The 16,105-nt window shown below is 38.1% G+C and carries 19 protein-coding genes and 1 tRNA gene; 17 read left to right on the top strand and 3 right to left on the bottom strand.

Features of this window, described 5'->3' with window-relative positions:
• The first annotated feature begins 129 nt into the window (after positions 1–129).
• Positions 130–465, top strand: a complete 336-nt coding sequence (traF, locus tag HMPREF3112_RS03255) for a DUF6568 family protein (protein ID WP_048675000.1) — start codon at positions 130–132, stop codon at positions 463–465.
• A gap of 18 nt (positions 466–483) precedes the next feature.
• The gene (locus tag HMPREF3112_RS03250) at positions 484–897 is read left to right on the top strand and encodes an acyl-CoA thioesterase (protein ID WP_002884641.1); all 414 of its coding nucleotides are present in this window, start codon (positions 484–486) and stop codon (positions 895–897) included.
• 34 nt (positions 898–931) lie between these two features.
• On the opposite strand, the gene HMPREF3112_RS03245 is transcribed toward HMPREF3112_RS03250, so the two are convergent.
• Positions 932–1,714, bottom strand: a complete 783-nt coding sequence (locus tag HMPREF3112_RS03245; protein ID WP_002884817.1) for a protein-ADP-ribose hydrolase — start codon at positions 1,712–1,714, stop codon at positions 932–934.
• A 194-nt stretch (positions 1,715–1,908) separates the two neighbouring features.
• On the opposite strand from HMPREF3112_RS03245, the gene trxA reads away from it, so the two are divergent.
• From trxA to rsmA, 5 genes are all read left to right on the top strand, one after another.
• Positions 1,909–2,223: a thioredoxin gene (gene trxA, locus HMPREF3112_RS03240; protein ID WP_014635076.1), complete on the top strand. Its 315-nt coding sequence runs from the start codon at positions 1,909–1,911 to the stop codon at positions 2,221–2,223.
• A 65-nt stretch (positions 2,224–2,288) separates the two neighbouring features.
• Positions 2,289–2,720, top strand: a complete 432-nt coding sequence (locus HMPREF3112_RS03235; protein ID WP_014635075.1) for a CoA-binding protein — start codon at positions 2,289–2,291, stop codon at positions 2,718–2,720.
• Between the two features lie 53 nt (positions 2,721–2,773).
• Positions 2,774–3,550 (top strand): TatD family hydrolase, encoded by a 777-nt coding sequence (locus HMPREF3112_RS03230; protein WP_070438032.1) that lies wholly within the window; start codon positions 2,774–2,776, stop codon positions 3,548–3,550.
• A complete protein-coding gene (rnmV, locus tag HMPREF3112_RS03225) occupies positions 3,543–4,103 on the top strand; it encodes a ribonuclease M5 (RefSeq protein ID WP_014635073.1) in 561 nt (186 codons plus the stop codon). Before HMPREF3112_RS03230 ends, rnmV begins: the two co-directional genes overlap by 8 nt.
• A gap of 126 nt (positions 4,104–4,229) precedes the next feature.
• A complete protein-coding gene (gene rsmA, locus HMPREF3112_RS03220; protein WP_070437999.1) occupies positions 4,230–5,102 on the top strand; it encodes a 16S rRNA (adenine(1518)-N(6)/adenine(1519)-N(6))-dimethyltransferase RsmA in 873 nt (290 codons plus the stop codon).
• 39 nt (positions 5,103–5,141) lie between these two features.
• Here the strand turns inward: rsmA and HMPREF3112_RS03215 are convergent.
• Positions 5,142–5,224: transfer RNA gene (locus tag HMPREF3112_RS03215), tRNA-Leu, on the bottom strand.
• 136 nt (positions 5,225–5,360) lie between these two features.
• On the opposite strand from HMPREF3112_RS03215, the gene rsgA reads away from it, so the two are divergent.
• The 10 genes from rsgA (at position 5,361) to gap (ending at position 15,264) form a co-directional block, all read left to right on the top strand.
• Complete coding sequence (gene rsgA, locus HMPREF3112_RS03210; protein ID WP_022495977.1) at positions 5,361–6,233, top strand: ribosome small subunit-dependent GTPase A; 873 nt, start codon at positions 5,361–5,363, stop codon at positions 6,231–6,233.
• Positions 6,234–6,240: 7 nt separating this feature from the next.
• Positions 6,241–6,900 (top strand): ribulose-phosphate 3-epimerase, encoded by a 660-nt coding sequence (gene rpe / locus HMPREF3112_RS03205; protein WP_002884311.1) that lies wholly within the window; start codon positions 6,241–6,243, stop codon positions 6,898–6,900.
• Entirely contained in the window at positions 6,893–7,525 is a 633-nt protein-coding gene (locus HMPREF3112_RS03200) for a thiamine diphosphokinase (RefSeq protein ID WP_048674995.1), read from the top strand. The genes rpe and HMPREF3112_RS03200 overlap by 8 nt, the downstream gene beginning before the upstream one ends.
• A gap of 1 nt (position 7,526) precedes the next feature.
• Positions 7,527–8,801, top strand: coding sequence for a DNA recombination protein RmuC (locus tag HMPREF3112_RS03195; RefSeq protein WP_070437996.1), 1,275 nt, complete (start codon positions 7,527–7,529; stop codon positions 8,799–8,801).
• Positions 8,791–9,732: a 3'-5' exoribonuclease YhaM family protein gene (locus tag HMPREF3112_RS03190; RefSeq protein WP_002884679.1), complete on the top strand. Its 942-nt coding sequence runs from the start codon at positions 8,791–8,793 to the stop codon at positions 9,730–9,732. The genes HMPREF3112_RS03195 and HMPREF3112_RS03190 overlap by 11 nt, the downstream gene beginning before the upstream one ends.
• Positions 9,733–9,825: 93 nt before the next feature.
• Entirely contained in the window at positions 9,826–10,641 is an 816-nt protein-coding gene (purR, locus tag HMPREF3112_RS03185; protein WP_002891918.1) for a pur operon repressor, read from the top strand.
• A gap of 228 nt (positions 10,642–10,869) precedes the next feature.
• Positions 10,870–11,283, top strand: a complete 414-nt coding sequence (rpsL, locus tag HMPREF3112_RS03180; RefSeq protein WP_002884809.1) for a 30S ribosomal protein S12 — start codon at positions 10,870–10,872, stop codon at positions 11,281–11,283.
• An 18-nt stretch (positions 11,284–11,301) separates the two neighbouring features.
• Positions 11,302–11,772 carry a 30S ribosomal protein S7 gene (rpsG, locus tag HMPREF3112_RS03175; RefSeq protein WP_002884746.1) on the top strand — a complete coding sequence of 157 codons (471 nt, stop codon included), beginning with the start codon at positions 11,302–11,304 and terminating at the stop codon, positions 11,770–11,772.
• 212 nt (positions 11,773–11,984) lie between these two features.
• The gene (fusA, locus tag HMPREF3112_RS03170; RefSeq protein ID WP_002884537.1) at positions 11,985–14,066 is read left to right on the top strand and encodes an elongation factor G; all 2,082 of its coding nucleotides are present in this window, start codon (positions 11,985–11,987) and stop codon (positions 14,064–14,066) included.
• 187 nt (positions 14,067–14,253) lie between these two features.
• Positions 14,254–15,264, top strand: coding sequence for a type I glyceraldehyde-3-phosphate dehydrogenase (gene gap / locus HMPREF3112_RS03165; protein WP_002884461.1), 1,011 nt, complete (start codon positions 14,254–14,256; stop codon positions 15,262–15,264).
• Between the two features lie 111 nt (positions 15,265–15,375).
• Here the strand turns inward: gap and HMPREF3112_RS03160 are convergent, their stop codons facing one another.
• The gene (locus HMPREF3112_RS03160; RefSeq protein ID WP_070437993.1) at positions 15,376–16,080 is read right to left on the bottom strand and encodes a hypothetical protein; all 705 of its coding nucleotides are present in this window, start codon (positions 16,078–16,080) and stop codon (positions 15,376–15,378) included.
• Between the last annotated feature and the right edge of the window lie 25 nt (positions 16,081–16,105).

Here is a 16,105-nt window from a genome sequence, read left to right as displayed (position 1 = left end):
TCGAGTCCTACTGGCGGAGTATAGATTTCATTGCTGGACGTAGGTCTAGCTTTTTTGTTAAGTTATTTACTTGTTAAAACTCTTAATTTCAGATATGATATGATTATATTTTAATTGAGAGGTATTATTATGTCGAATTTTGCATCAGCATTTACACCTATTTCTGTTACTACTGCTAAAGATAAAATTTCTTCTACAGATAAGTTTATTTTATTTATTGGCCGTTCTTCTTGTCCATATTGTCAACTTTTTGAACCTAAATTATCTAATGTTGCACGTAATTCAAATCTTACTATTTTCTATATTAATAGTGAAAATAGTGAAGAACTTGAAGATATCCAAGCTTTGCGTAAAAGATATGGTATTGCTACCGTTCCAGCTCTCTTTGTTTCAGAAAATGGAACTGCTAAGGTTGTTTGTGACTCTTCTCTTTCTGAGGATGACATTTTAGATTTTATTTCTTAATCTTTTTTGGAGGTTCTTATGTTTATTTGTAAACACGAGGTCCAGTATTATGAAACAGATAGAATGGGTATTACTCATCATTCCAATTATGTACGATGGATGGAAGAGGCTAGAACTTTTTTTCTAAGAGAGATAGGTTGGCCTTATGAAAAAATTGAAGAGGAGGGAATTATCTCTCCTGTTACTTCAATTTCCTGTGACTATAAAGCTACTTCTACTTTTGCAGATGAGATTTCTATTGAGATTATTGTTAAAAGTGTTAAATCTGCTAGACTTTCTTTTGTATACCATATGGTAAATCAGAATGGTGTTCTTGTTTGTACAGCTGCTTCTGAACATAGTTTCTTATCTAAGGATGGTGGTTTTGTTAATCTTAAAAGAGATTATCCCTCATTTTTTAATCTTTTAAAAGAGCATTCAGTTATGCAATAAAAAAAGAAGAAAATCATATTGATTTTCTTCTTTTTTATTCAGCAAGCAGTTTTTGATAAATTGCTAAATTTTCATCATCAAATACGTTAAATATAACTTTTTTTATTATACTTGACTCATTAATAAAGGTTTTGACTGTTTGAATGGCGATTTTGGCAGCTTTTTGTTTTGGAAAATTGAAATCTCCAGTTGATAGACATGGAATAGCAATTGATTCAATGTTATTTTTCTCGGCTAGTGCTAATACTGAAAGATAACTTTTTGCTAAAAGATCTTCATCAATTTGTGTTGGTTGGTCAACTATTTTCGGACCTACAGTATGAATGACAAAGGCAGAAGGAAGATTGTAAGCTGGGGTGATTTTAGCCATGCCAACGGGTTCTTCATATCCTTGTTCTAAGATGAGTTCGAAACAAGCTTGGCGTAACTGAACACCTGCATATGTATGAATAGCATTATCTACACAATCATGAAGTGGTTTCATACATCCTAGTAAGGTTTTATTGGCTGCATTTACGATTGCATCTACTTCAAGTCTTGTAATATCACCCTTCCAGAGGTAGATTCGATCATCTTGAGGGATGGGCTGGAGTGAACTGAGTTGTACAAATCCACGTTCCCCTTTCCTAACTTGTAGGTAAAGGTCTTGTATTGTCAAGAATTGTGTTGATGCTGCCATTGGTTTACGTGTATTAAAGAGGGCTCTGAGAAGCTTTTGCTTTTCCTCGAGTTCTTCTGGGATAATCAAATCATGTAATTCTAGATTTTCTTTTTTGAGTTCACCTATGAGATAGGTAATCATTGCATCTTTATCCATATTTACTCATTTCTATTTTTATAGTTTTTTATTATTATACTCCCAAGATAGGCTGTGAGCAAGTGATGTCTATGATAGGCAATGACTAATATTTGATAAGAATTTTTTATGTATGTGTCAAATTCTTGCAATGGTCTTTAGAATCATATAGAATAGGTCTACAAAAGTTTTATAATGTCTAGGAGGATGAATATATGTCACAAGTAGTAACAGATGCTACATTTGAACAAGAAACAGCTGAAGGACTCGTTTTGATTGATTTTTGGGCAACTTGGTGTGGGCCTTGCTTGATGCAAGCACCAATTCTTGAGCAACTTTCTGAAGAGATTTCAGAAGATGAACTTAAGATTGTTAAAATTGATGTTGATGAGAACCCAGAAACAGCTCAGAAGTTTGGAATCATGTCTATTCCAACTTTACTCTTTAAAAAAGATGGTGAGGTTGTTAAGCAAGTTGCAGGTGTACATACAAAAGAACAAATTAAAGCTATCGTTGCAGAGCTTAGCTAACTAATCTTCACAGTCCCGTTTAGGGATTTTTATTTTTAGTTTATTCGAACGACGAGGAGAGTCATATGTCTTATTCATTTCAAAATCCTAGTGCTGAGGTTATAGAATCTTATTTAAAATCAGCAAAGACGATTGCAATTGTTGGTTTATCTCATCGCAAGGAGGCAGCATCTTATCAGGTTGCTCATTTTCTACAAGCTGCTGGTTATCGTATCATACCAGTAAATCCCAAACTAGAAGGTCAGGAGCTTCTAGGAGAGCATGTTTATGCTTATCTTAAAGATATCCCATTTTCGATTGATATTGTTGATGTATTTAGACGAAGTGAGTTTTTACCAGATGTAGCTTATGATTTTCTTGAGACAGATGCAAAAGTTTTTTGGAGTCAAATTGGTCTTGAGAATGAGGAGGCTGAGACTATTCTTCGTCAAGCGAATAGACAGGATATTGTAATGAATCGTTGTACAAAGATAGAATATATGCGACTCTTTGTTTAATAAAATGAAAAGGTGAGTGAGCTATGCTCGCTCGTTTTTGTTATAATAGACCTATGATTGGAATTTTTGATACGCATACCCATCTTAATGTGGATAATTTTGCAGGAAAAGAACAAGAAGAAATAGATTTTGCAGCTGAACTAGGTGTTATAAAAATGAATATTGTTGGTTTTGATAAGCCGACAATTGATAAATCTTTAGCACTATCAGAGAAGTATGATCAACTATATAGTACGATTGGATGGCATCCTACGGAAGCAGGGTCCTATTCTCAGGAAATTGAGGATATGATTGTATCACAATTGGATAATCCGAAAGTAGTGGCACTTGGGGAGATCGGTTTGGATTATTACTGGATGGAAGATCCTAAAGAGATTCAGATTGATGTCTTTAAGCGTCAAATAGCTTTGTCAAAGAAACACAATTTACCTTTTGTTGTCCATACACGTGATGCATTAGAGGATACTTACGCTGTTATTAAAGAAGTTGGTGTTGGTCCTCGTGGGGGGATTATGCACTCATACTCAGGATCCCTAGAAATGGCTCAAAAATTTGTTGATCTTGGGATGATGATTTCATTTTCAGGTGTTGTGACTTTTAAGAAGGCTTTGGATGTCCAAGAAGCTGCTCAGAAGTTACCTTTAGATAAGATTCTGGTTGAAACGGATGCACCGTATTTGGCACCTGTTCCGAAACGTGGTCGCGAGAATCGTACAGGCTATACGCGTTACGTAGTAGATAAGATTGCTGAGCTTCGTGGTTTAACAAGTGAAGAGGTTGCTAGGGCTACTTATGATAATGCGATGAGGATTTTTGATCTGGATGAATAAAATAAAAATTCAAGAAGTCATCGTGGTAGAAGGTAAGGATGATACCGCAAATTTGAGACGTTTTTATGAGGTGGATACCTATGAGACTAGAGGCTCTGCTATCAATGAAGACGACTTAGAGCGTATTGATAAGCTTAATGGCTTACGCGGAGTGATTGTTTTTACTGATCCAGACTATAATGGTGAACGTATCCGTAAAATCATCATGGAAGCTGTTCCGACAGCAAAGCATGCTTTTTTAAACCGTGGGGAAGCAACACCAAAATCTAAGACTAAAGGTCGTTCATTGGGTGTTGAGCATGCGAGTTTTGAGGACCTTCAAAAGGCCTTATCTGGAGTTCTAGGTAGTTACGATGATGATAATCAGTTTGATATTAGTAAATCAAATCTTATGAAGTTAGGACTACTAATGGGAGCAGATAGTCGAAAGCGTCGAGAATATTTGGGCGAGGCGCTTCGTATTGGTTATTGCAATGGGAAGCAGCTTCTAAAACGTTTGGAATTGTTTGGAATCACTTTAGAGGAGCTGGAAGAGGCTATGTCAAATTACTAGACTACCAGTAATCTTAAAATCAAATCGCTATTAAGTAGCTTATTATAGAGGTTGGGATAATTAAGGATTTGGACTTGTTTTGTGTCCAAATATAAAAATCGTGAAATTAATAAGAAAAGAGAATAAATGAGAATTGCAGATTATAGCGTGACCAAGGCTGTCCTTGAACGCCATGGCTTTACCTTTAAGAAGTCTTTCGGACAGAACTTCTTAACAGATACAAATATTTTACAAAAAATTGTTGATACGGCAGAGATTGATAAAAATGTCAATGTAATTGAAATTGGACCTGGTATCGGAGCATTAACAGAATTCTTGGCTGAAAATGCTGCGGAAGTTATGGCTTTTGAAATTGATGATCGATTGGTTCCGATTTTGGAGGATACATTACGTGATCATGATAATGTTAACGTGATTAATGAAGATGTTCTCAAGGCAGATTTACAGACACGGGTAAATGAATTTAAAAATCCAGAACTACCAATTAAGGTCGTAGCCAATTTGCCATATTATATTACGACGCCGATCTTGATGCATTTGATTGAGAGTAAGATTCCTTTTGCAGAATTTGTCGTTATGATGCAAAAAGAAGTCGCTGACCGCATTTCTGCAGAGCCTAATAGCAAGGCTTATGGTTCTCTATCAATTGCCGTTCAGTATTATATGACCGCTAAAGTGGCATTCATTGTCCCTCGTACAGTCTTTGTACCAGCCCCTAATGTTGACTCAGCTATTTTGAAGATGACGCGTCGTGAACAACCGTTGGTTGAAGTTAAAGATGAGGATTTCCTTTTCCGAGTGGCTAAGGCTAGCTTTGTCCATCGTCGTAAGACATTGTGGAATAATTTAACAAATCATTTTGGTAAATCTGAGGAAGTGAAAGCCCAACTTGAGCAGGCTTTGGAAATTGCAGATATAAAACCTTCTATTCGTGGAGAGGCTTTATCTATTTCTGATTTTGCACACTTATCAGATGCTTTGAGAGAAGCAGGCCTATAATTCAAAAATCCCACTGAATCTCAGTGGGATTTTTAGCTATGCGGAGAAAGGGATTTGAACCCTCACGCTTGAAAAAGCACATGCGCCTGAAGCATGCGTGTCTGCCATTCCACCACCTCCGCAGATGATATGCCTATTATACTGCAATCTATTGAAAATGCAAGGAGGCCCATGGGAAATGGAAGATCAGTTTTTTTGTTCCAGAAAAGCTTTCTAATTTGTGATATAATAGGGCTATTAAACGAATGAGGAGTTCACTTGCAAGGAAGAATTATCAAAGCACTGGCAGGTTTCTATTATGTAGAGCATGATGGTGTTGTATACCAGACGCGTGCACGAGGAAATTTTAGAAAAAAAGGACAAACACCTTATGTTGGAGATTTTGTTGAATTTTCAGCAGAGGAAAATTCAGAAGGTTATATCCTAAAAATTGGTCAACGAATCAATAGTTTAGTGCGTCCACCCATTGTCAATATAGATCAGGCTGTGGTTATTATGTCTGCTAAGGAACCGGATTTTAACAGTAATCTTTTGGACCGTTTTTTGGTTTTACTAGAGCATAAAAATATAAAGCCTGTAATCTATATTTCTAAGATGGACTTGGTTGAAGATGATTCAGAAATGAAAGCTATTCAAAAACAGTATCAAAAAATTGGTTTTGATTTTATCTTCAGTTTGGAAGACCTATTGCCGCTCTTGACTGATAAAATAACAGTCTTTATGGGACAGACAGGTGTTGGAAAATCAACCTTGTTGAACCGTATTGCCCCACAGTTACATTTAGAAACAGGTGAGATTTCAGACAGTCTAGGTCGTGGACGTCATACTACAAGGGCTGTAAGTCTTTATGACGTTCATGGTGGGAAGATTGCTGATACACCAGGATTCTCTTCGCTAGATTATGAAGTGGATAATGCAGAGGACTTGAGTGAAGCTTTTCCGGAAATCCGTCAAGCTAGTCATGGCTGTAAATTCCGTTCTTGTACTCATACCCATGAGCCTTCTTGTGCTGTTAAGGATGAGGTTGAAAATGGCCAGATCTGGCAAGTCCGTTATGATAATTACCTTCAATTTTTAAGTGAAATTGAAAATCGTCGTGAAACATATAAAAAAACTGTAAAAAGAAAGTAGGTCTCTCATGTCATATAAAATTGCTCCTTCTATCCTAGCTGCTGATTACGCTAATTTTGCTTCAGAACTAGCTCGTATTGATGCATCAGGTGCGGAATATGTTCACATTGATATTATGGATGGTCAATTTGTTCCTAATATCAGTTGGGGAGCAGATGTGGTTGCTAGCATGCGTAAACATAGCAAGTTAGTTTTTGATTGTCACCTTATGGTTGTTGATCCTGAGCGTTATGTGGATGCCTATGCACAAGCTGGTGCAGATATCATGACTATTCATGTTGAAGCCACTAAGCATATCCATGGTGCCCTCCAGAAAATCAAAGCTGCTGGTATGAAAGCAGGTGTTGTGATTAATCCTGGAACCCCAGTTGAGGCACTTATTCCTGTACTTGATTTAGTCGATCAAGTACTTATCATGACTGTAAATCCAGGTTTTGGTGGTCAGGCGTTCATTCCAGAAATGATGTCTAAAGTAGAGCGTGTTGTGGAGCTTCGTGAAAAAGGTGGCTATTCATTCGATATTGAAGTTGATGGTGGTGTAGATAACAACACTATTGCAGCATGTGCCAAGGCGGGGGCTAATGTTTTTGTAGCGGGCTCTTACCTCTTCAAAAATCCTGATTTGACAGCGCAAGTTCAAACGCTTCGTGATGCTATCGATGCCTAAAATAGCTTTATTTGTCGGTGGTGAGCTAGAGTGGTTCGCTACCGATTTTGATTATTTTGTTGGGGTGGATCGTGCGTGCTTACGTTTGTTGGATTTAGGTTTACCTCTTGATTTGGCTGTCGGAGACTTTGATTCAGTATCTCGGTCAGAGTTAGAGATGATTCAATCAGCTGCCAAAGATTGTATGATTGCTCCAGCTGAAAAGGATGATACGGATACAGAGTTAGCCCTAAAAATTATATTTCAGCTATATCCTGAGGCGGAAGTAACTATTTTTGGTGCTTTTGGTGGCAGAATTGATCATATGTTATCAAATATATTTTTGGTCAGCGATCCTGAATTAGCTCCTTTTATGAGGCGTATCTGTTTGCGAGATAAGCAAAATAAGATTACTTATTATCCAGAAGGAAGTCATAAAGTTTTACCAGAACCCGGAATGACATATGTTTCTTTTTTACATGAAGGAGATGGAGAACTGACGATTTTGGGAGCAAAATACGAATTAACTAGTATGAATTATTTCCAGAAGAAAATCTATTCTAGCAATGAATTCGTTGATGGTCCTATTCAAGTGCTTGTGCCAAATGGATATGTGATTGTCATCCAGACTAAAGATAGGAGTTAGTATGATCTATCTACTTACACTTTTAACTTTATTAAGCTTGGGGATTCTTATTGCTCTTTTCTTGAAGAATATGGAGTTAAAAGAACAGATTAATAAGAGTTTGGAAGAAAATGCAGATAATCTTTCAGATCAAGTTTCGTTTCAATTGGAAAGTTTTGCTAAGACAAACCAACTGGAAACAACAAAGCAATTGAACCAATTGCAGATGGAACTATATCAACAGTTGACAGATATCCGAGAGGTTTTACATCAAAATTTGTCTGATAATCGAGACCGTTCCGACCAACGCCTTGAGCAAATAAACCAAAGCTTAACCAAAGCTGTTAAAGATATGCAGGATTCCAATGAGAAACGTTTGGAACAAATGCGTCAGACAGTTGAAGAGAAACTTGAGCAAACCTTACAAACACGTTTACAAGCCTCTTTTGAGACGGTTTCAAGACAATTAGAGTCGGTTAACCAGGGCTTGGGGGAAATGAAAAATGTAGCCAAGGATGTTGGAAGTCTTAACAAGGTCCTCTCAAATACAAAAACACGAGGTATTTTGGGAGAGCTTCAATTAGGGCAAATTATTGAAGACATATTGACTGTTAATCAGTACGAGCGAGAATTTCCTACGGTATCAGGTTCAAGTGAACGAGTTGAATATGCAATCAAAATGCCAGGAAACCATAAAGATGAATATATCTACCTTCCCATTGATTCTAAGTTTCCTTTGGAAGATTACTATCGTCTGGAAGATGCTTATGAGTCTGGTAATAAAGAGGAGATTGAGAATCACCGTAAGTCACTTTTGACTAGTATTAAGCGATTTGCAAAGGATATTAACAAGAAGTATCTTAACCCACCTGAAACCACAAATTTTGGTATATTATTTTTGCCGACGGAAGGACTTTATGCTGAGGTAGTACGTCAACCAGCCTTCTTTGATGCCCTTCGTCGCGAGGAGAATATTGTTATCGCAGGGCCGTCAACCTTATCAGCACTCTTGAATTCATTGTCTGTAGGATTTAGAACTTTGAATATTCAAAAGAATGCGAATGATATTAGTAAGATTTTAGGTAACGTCAAACTAGAATTTAGCAGGTTTGGAGATATGTTAGCTAAAGCTCAGAAACAATTGAATACAGCAAGTAAAACCGTCGATAGTCTTCTCAACACAAGGAGTAGGGCAATTGTTAGAGCTCTTGATACAATTGAAACCTATCAAGACAGTGCGACACAAAGTTTGTTGGATTTACCACGATTAGAAAACGAGGACAAGCATGAAGATTAATCAAATGAAAAAAGACGAGTATTTTGAAGGTTTTTATCTGATTAAGCGTGCAGAGGTACGTAAGACAAGAGCGGGAAAGGATTACATTGCCTTTACATTCCAGGATGATACTGGTGAGATTTCAGGCAACCTATGGGATGCTCAGCCTTATAATGTCGAAGAATTTACCGCAGGTAAAGTAGTGCATATGGAGGGACGTCGAGAGGTTTATAATAATACTCCTCAGGTAAACCAAATTACCTTACGCTTGCCTACATTTGGTGAGCCAAATGATCCGGCTGATTTCAAAGAGAAACCACCAGTAAATCCTTCCGAAGTACGCGAATACCTAGAGCAAATGATTTTCAAGATTGAGGAAGCAACTTGGCAGCGTGTTGTTCGTGCCCTTTATCGAAAGTATAATAAAGAGTTTTTCACTTTTCCAGCTGCTAAAACAAATCATCATGCCTTTGAAAGTGGACTAGCCTATCATACAGCTACTATGGTTCGCTTAGCAGACAGCATTGGAGATATTTATCCAGAGCTCAATAAGAGTCTACTCTTTGCCGGAATTATGCTTCATGATTTAGCTAAGGTTATTGAACTTACTGGTCCTGAAAATACTGAGTATACGGTTCGTGGAAACTTGATTGGTCATATTGCTTTGATTGATGAAGAAATCACTAAGGTGCTCATGGAGCTCAATATTGACGATACGCGTGAGGATGTCGTTGTTTTGCGTCATGTTATTCTCAGCCATCATGGACAACTAGAGTATGGTAGTCCAGTGCGCCCCCGTATTATGGAGGCAGAAATTATTCATATGATTGATAATCTTGATGCCAGTATGATGATGATGACGACAGCCCTTAACCTAGTAGGTCCAGGAGAAATGACAAATCGTCTCTTTGCTATGGATAATCGTTCTTTCTACAAGCCAAAATTTGATTAAAATCGAAATTAAGCGAGCATTTCATATGAAAATGTTCGTTTTTTGCTGTATTATGGTATAATAGTTAAAAAGTACAGAAAATATAGGTAACATATGAAATTAAAACGAAGTGAGCGCATGGTAGTGATTTCAAACTACCTGATTAATAATCCTTATCAATTGACAAGCCTCAACACCTTTGCAGAACGTTATGAAGCTGCAAAGTCTTCAATCTCAGAAGATGTTGCTATCATTAAAAAAGCTTTTGAGGAAAGTCAAATAGGAGAAATCGAAACAGTAACTGGTGCATCTGGTGGCGTTATGTTTACACCGACTATTTCTGATGAAGATGCAAGAAGTCTGGTTGAAGATCTTTGTAAACGTCTTTCCGAGAGTGATCGTATCTTACCAGGTGGTTATCTCTACCTATCTGATTTATTGAGTACACCGTCTATTTTAAAAAATGTTGGTCGTATCATTGCCAGTGCCTTTAAAGGACAAAAAATTGATGCCGTTATGACAGTTGCAACCAAAGGAGTTCCTTTAGCAAATGCAGTAGCAGATGTCTTGAACATTCCATTTGTTATCGTTCGTCGTGACTTGAAAATTACAGAAGGTTCAACCGTATCGGTAAACTACGTTAGTGGTTCAAGTGATCGTATTGAAAAGATGTTCCTTTCAAAACGTAGTTTGAAACCAAATAGCCGCGTCCTTATTGTTGATGATTTTCTTAAAGGTGGCGGTACCATTACGGGTATGATTAGCTTGCTTTCAGAATTTGATAGTGAGTTAGTAGGTGTAGCTGTATTCGCAGAAAATGCTAAAGGCGATCGTGATATCCATGAATATAAATCATTACTTACTGTTTCTGACATCGATGTAAAAGCACAGAAGGTAGAAGTTGAAGTCGGTAATATTTTTGATAAATAATTAATCTACGATAGTATTCCTAATTTAACGATTAGGAATTTTTCTTTTTAACAAGAAAGTCTTGACAATAATCATCAAAAAATGATACTATATTAGACGGTACTTTTTACTTTTGGTCTCTCAAAAGTGTACAGAGACGTGCTGACATAAGTTGCAAAAGTACACAAAGATATGGGCTGTCACCAAGTGCCATATCAACCAAAAATAAAAAAACACAGGAGAATGTAGATGCCTACAATTAACCAATTGGTTCGTAAACCACGTCAATCAAAAGTTGTTAAATCTAAATCACCAGCTTTGAACGTTGGTTACAACAGCCACAAAAAAGTTCAAACTAACGTATCTTCACCACAAAAACGTGGTGTTGCAACACGTGTTGGAACAATGACACCTAAGAAACCTAACTCAGCCCTTCGTAAATTCGCTCGTGTACGTTTGAGCAACCTTATCGAAGTTACTGCTTACATCCCAGGTATCGGACACAACCTCCAAGAACACAGCGTTGTTCTTATCCGTGGTGGACGTGTAAAAGACCTTCCAGGGGTACGTTACCACATCGTCCGTGGTGCACTTGATACTGCAGGTGTAGCTGATCGTAAACAAAGCCGTTCTAAATACGGTGCTAAACGTCCTAAAGGATAAGAAGGGAGATAAGATAAAATGAGTCGTAAAAATAGAGCGCCTAAACGCGAAGTATTGGCAGATCCATTGTACAATTCAAAAATCGTTACACGTCTTATCAACCGTGTAATGCTTGACGGTAAACGTGGTACTGCTGCAACAATCGTATACGATGCTTTCGAGCAAATCAAAGAAGCAACTGGAAACGATGCTCTTGAAGTATTTGAAACAGCTATGGACAACATCATGCCTGTACTTGAAGTACGTGCACGTCGTGTCGGTGGTTCAAACTACCAAGTCCCAGTTGAAGTTCGTCCAGAACGTCGTACAACTCTTGGTCTTCGTTGGTTGGTTAACGCATCACGTGCGCGTGGTGAACACACTATGAAAGATCGTCTTGCAAAAGAAATCATGGATGCTGCAAACAACACTGGTGCATCAGTTAAGAAACGTGAAGATACTCACAAAATGGCTGAAGCAAACCGTGCCTTTGCACACTTCCGCTGGTAATCATAAGTTTCAAGCTGAATTACAGTCATATATTCATAAGCTAAGATTATGGATTTGTAATAGGCTGACTCTGAATTTAAATAATATTATTCATATCATTTGAAAACCAGTTAAATATTAGTGAAAAAACGGGTAGGTCCTGCCTATCCGTTTTTTGACAATAATGTTATAATAAATAAGTAAACTAAAATATTTATAGGAGAATAAACCTAATGGCACGCGAATTTTCACTTGCAAAAACTCGTAATATCGGTATCATGGCCCACGTCGATGCCGGTAAAACAACTACAACAGAGCGTATCCTTTACTACACTGGTAAAATCCACAAAATCGGTGAAACTCACGAAGGTGCATCACAAATGGACTGGATGGAGCAAGAACAAGAGCGTGGTATCACAATCACATCTGCCGCTACAACAGCACAATGGGATGGTCACCGCGTTAACATCATCGATACACCAGGACACGTGGACTTCACAATCGAAGTACAACGTTCACTCCGTGTATTGGATGGTGCCGTAACCGTTCTTGACTCACAATCAGGTGTAGAACCTCAAACTGAAACAGTTTGGCGTCAAGCAACTGAGTATGGTGTTCCACGTATCGTATTTGCCAACAAAATGGATAAAATCGGTGCAGACTTCCTTTACTCAGTAAGCACACTTCACGATCGTCTTCAAGCAAACGCACACCCAATCCAATTGCCAATCGGTGCTGAAGATGATTTCCGTGGTATCATTGACTTGATTAAAATGAAAGCTGAAATCTATACTAATGACCTTGGTACAGATATTCTTGAAGAAGATATTCCAGCTGATTACGTTGATCAAGCAAACGAATACCGTGAAAAATTGATCGAAGCAGTTGCTGAAACTGACGAAGATTTGATGATGAAATACCTTGAAGGTGAAGAAATCACTAACGAGGAATTGAAAGCAGCTATCCGTCGTGCAACAATCAACGTTGAATTCTTCCCAGTTCTTTGTGGTTCTGCCTTCAAGAACAAAGGTGTTCAATTGATGCTTGATGCGGTTATCGATTACCTTCCAAGTCCACTTGATATCCCTGCAATCAAAGGTATCAACCCAGATACAGACGAAGAAGAAACTCGTCCAGCATCTGATGATGAGCCATTTGCAGCTCTTGCCTTCAAGATCATGACTGACCCATTTGTAGGTCGTTTGACATTTATCCGTGTTTACTCAGGTATCCTTCAATCAGGTTCATATGTAATGAACACATCTAAAGGTAAACGTGAACGTATCGGACGTATCCTTCAAATGCACGCTAACAGCCGTCAAGAAATTGAACAAGTATACGCTGGTGATATCGCTGCTGCTATCGGTTTGAAAGATACTACAACTGGTGACTCATTGACTGATGAAAAAGCTAAAGTTATTCTTGAGTCAATCGAAGTTCCAGAACCAGTTATCCAATTGATGGTTGAGCCTAAGACTAAAGCTGACCAAGATAAGATGGGTATCGGTCTTCAAAAACTTGCTGAAGAAGATCCAACATTCCGTGTTGAAACTAACCCTGAAACTGGTGAAACAGTTATCTCTGGTATGGGTGAACTTCACCTTGATGTCCTTGTTGACCGTTTGAAACGTGAACACAAAGTTGAAGCAAACGTTGGTGCTCCACAAGTATCTTACCGTGAAACATTCCGTGCTGGAACACAAGCACGTGGATTCTTCAAACGTCAATCTGGTGGTAAAGGTCAGTTTGGTGATGTTTGGATTGAATTTACTCCAAATGAAGAAGGTAAAGGTTTCGAATTCGAAAATGCTATCGTCGGTGGTGTGGTTCCACGTGAATTCATCCCTGCAGTAGAAAAAGGATTGGAAGAATCTATGGCTAACGGTGTCCTTGCTGGATACCCAATGGTTGACATCAAAGCTAAGCTTTACGATGGTTCATACCACGATGTCGATTCATCTGAAACTGCCTTCAAGATTGCTGCGTCTCTTGCACTTAAAGAAGCTGCTAAGACTGCACAACCAACTATCCTTGAACCAATGATGCTTGTAACAATCACTGTTCCTGAAGAAAACCTTGGTGATGTTATGGGTCACGTTACAGCTCGTCGTGGACGTGTTGATGGTATGGAAGCACACGGTAACAGCCAAATCGTTCGTGCGTATGTTCCACTTGCTGAAATGTTCGGTTATGCAACAACACTTCGTTCTGCAACTCAAGGTCGTGGTACATTCATGATGGTATTTGACCACTATGAAGATGTTCCTAAATCAGTTCAAGAAGAAATCATCAAGAAAAATTCTGGTGAAGCTTAATTAGAACTTATAAAGTTAAGGTACTTATGAAAGTAAGTGCCTTTTCTATTTGCAATTTTTTGAAAAAAATTATATAATATGACTGTTGAAAGGTTGAATTGAAAGCGCTCAAGTTAATCTTTTCACAATAGGGAGAGCTTGCTCTCAAAATTATATTTATTTGATTTTCATAAGGAGGAAATCACTAATGGTAGTTAAAGTTGGTATTAACGGTTTCGGTCGTATCGGTCGTCTTGCTTTCCGTCGTATCCAAAACGTAGAAGGTGTTGAAGTTACGCGCATCAACGACCTTACAGATCCAGTTATGCTTGCACACTTGTTGAAATACGACACAACTCAAGGTCGTTTCGACGGTACTGTTGAAGTTAAAGATGGTGGATTTGAAGTTAACGGTAAATTCGTTAAAGTTTCTGCTGAACGTGACCCAGAACAAATTGACTGGGCTAACGACGGTGTAGAAATCGTTCTTGAAGCAACTGGTTTCTTTGCTAAGAAAGATGCTGCTGAAAAACACTTGCACGAAGGTGGAGCTAAGAAAGTTGTTATCACTGCTCCTGGTGGAAACGATGTTAAAACAATCGTATTTAACACTAACCACGATATCCTTGATGGTACTGAAACAGTTATCTCAGGTGCTTCATGTACTACAAACTGCTTGGCTCCAATGGCTAAAGCATTGCAAGATAACTTCGGTGTTAAACAAGGTTTGATGACTACTATCCACGCTTACACTGGTGACCAAATGATCCTTGACGGACCACACCGTGGTGGTGACCTTCGTCGTGCACGTGCTGGTGCTGCAAACATCGTTCCTAACTCAACTGGTGCTGCTAAAGCTATCGGTTTGGTTATCCCAGAATTGAACGGTAAACTTGACGGTGCTGCACAACGTGTTCCAGTTCCAACTGGATCAGTTACTGAATTGGTAGCAGTTCTTGAAAAAGACGTTACTGTTGATGAAGTGAACGCAGCTATGAAAGCAGCTTCAAACGAATCATTCGGTTACACTGAAGATCCAATCGTATCTTCAGATATCGTAGGTATTTCTTACGGTTCATTGTTTGATGCAACTCAAACTAAAGTACAAACTGTTGATGGTAAACAATTGGTTAAAGTTGTTTCTTGGTACGACAACGAAATGTCATACACTTCACAACTTGTACGTACTCTTGAATACTTCGCGAAAATCGCTAAATAATTCAATTGTATAAAAAGAAGAGCTTCGGCTCTTTTTTTATTTTCCAAAATAATAAAACAGCCGTATAAATAGGCTGTTATAATCTCAGTAGGATTGTGATTTATGAATAAGCTAGAAGGCATTCCAAATGAGTAGAAAGAGCATGATACAACCCCAGGCGTTTTTATTATGTTTTTGTATAGCTAGCATACCATAAATAAGTATAAAAACGGTAAGTGATTCAAATAGGGTATAGACATCAAAACCAATGATTCCATGGATAAGGAGGCAAAAAATCGCACATGTTATTGCTCCACTATCTAACCAAGAGTAAGGAGATGGAAAACGTATGCGTATCTTTTCAGCGATGACTACATAGTTAAATCCTTCCCAGAATCCCCAAATAAGACAGATGAATAGGTATGCCAGGATATTACTAGGAAATGATTGGCTCATTACTTCTTTTGTTAATTGTATTGATTGAAGAGGTAGATAGGAATGAATCTGATGAGTAAGTCCTTTAAATATGATAAGTGGTAGGGCTACAAGAAGAGATTGAAAAAGGGTGGTAACTAGATTTTTGGTGATTAATCCAAAGTGTCTGAAAGATTCTTTGCGATAAAGCATAACAGTGCTGGTTCCTAAGCCTGCGATGGCAAATTGACAACTAGCTAATAAGATTAATCGCAGCCATAGCGGTACTGAAGTTTGGTTAGTGTAGGACAAAAGAGTTGGTTTAAGAGTAAGAAAGAGGAGCAGAGGAACAAGGGTAAGAATAAGGATTACATTTAGATCATGGTCAGCTTGTTTCTGCTTCTTGTTTAGCTGTTTTTTCATGGATATTCGACCTTTCTATTTAGAT

The sequence above is a fragment of the Streptococcus sp. HMSC10E12 genome, from assembly GCF_001807855.1.
GTDB lineage: Bacteria > Bacillota > Bacilli > Lactobacillales > Streptococcaceae > Streptococcus > Streptococcus salivarius.
This window is presented reverse-complemented; position numbering and strand designations above follow the sequence as displayed.

What these genes read in the sequence shown, in the direction of transcription:
- traF (WP_048675000.1), top strand. Translation starts at nt 130, where the DNA reads ATGTCGAATTTTGCATCAGCATTTACACCTATTTCTGTTACTACTGCT.
- HMPREF3112_RS03250 (WP_002884641.1), top strand. Translation starts at nt 484, where the DNA reads ATGTTTATTTGTAAACACGAGGTCCAGTATTATGAAACAGATAGAATG.
- HMPREF3112_RS03245 (WP_002884817.1), bottom strand. Translation starts at nt 1,714, where the DNA reads ATGGATAAAGATGCAATGATTACCTATCTCATAGGTGAACTCAAAAAA.
- trxA (WP_014635076.1), top strand. Translation starts at nt 1,909, where the DNA reads ATGTCACAAGTAGTAACAGATGCTACATTTGAACAAGAAACAGCTGAA.
- HMPREF3112_RS03235 (WP_014635075.1), top strand. Translation starts at nt 2,289, where the DNA reads ATGTCTTATTCATTTCAAAATCCTAGTGCTGAGGTTATAGAATCTTAT.
- HMPREF3112_RS03230 (WP_070438032.1), top strand. Translation starts at nt 2,774, where the DNA reads ATGATTGGAATTTTTGATACGCATACCCATCTTAATGTGGATAATTTT.
- rnmV (WP_014635073.1), top strand. Translation starts at nt 3,543, where the DNA reads ATGAATAAAATAAAAATTCAAGAAGTCATCGTGGTAGAAGGTAAGGAT.
- rsmA (WP_070437999.1), top strand. Translation starts at nt 4,230, where the DNA reads ATGAGAATTGCAGATTATAGCGTGACCAAGGCTGTCCTTGAACGCCAT.
- rpe (WP_002884311.1), top strand. Translation starts at nt 6,241, where the DNA reads ATGTCATATAAAATTGCTCCTTCTATCCTAGCTGCTGATTACGCTAAT.
- HMPREF3112_RS03200 (WP_048674995.1), top strand. Translation starts at nt 6,893, where the DNA reads ATGCCTAAAATAGCTTTATTTGTCGGTGGTGAGCTAGAGTGGTTCGCT.
- HMPREF3112_RS03195 (WP_070437996.1), top strand. Translation starts at nt 7,527, where the DNA reads ATGATCTATCTACTTACACTTTTAACTTTATTAAGCTTGGGGATTCTT.
- HMPREF3112_RS03190 (WP_002884679.1), top strand. Translation starts at nt 8,791, where the DNA reads ATGAAGATTAATCAAATGAAAAAAGACGAGTATTTTGAAGGTTTTTAT.
- purR (WP_002891918.1), top strand. Translation starts at nt 9,826, where the DNA reads ATGAAATTAAAACGAAGTGAGCGCATGGTAGTGATTTCAAACTACCTG.
- rpsL (WP_002884809.1), top strand. Translation starts at nt 10,870, where the DNA reads ATGCCTACAATTAACCAATTGGTTCGTAAACCACGTCAATCAAAAGTT.
- rpsG (WP_002884746.1), top strand. Translation starts at nt 11,302, where the DNA reads ATGAGTCGTAAAAATAGAGCGCCTAAACGCGAAGTATTGGCAGATCCA.
- fusA (WP_002884537.1), top strand. Translation starts at nt 11,985, where the DNA reads ATGGCACGCGAATTTTCACTTGCAAAAACTCGTAATATCGGTATCATG.
- gap (WP_002884461.1), top strand. Translation starts at nt 14,254, where the DNA reads ATGGTAGTTAAAGTTGGTATTAACGGTTTCGGTCGTATCGGTCGTCTT.
- HMPREF3112_RS03160 (WP_070437993.1), bottom strand. Translation starts at nt 16,080, where the DNA reads ATGAAAAAACAGCTAAACAAGAAGCAGAAACAAGCTGACCATGATCTA.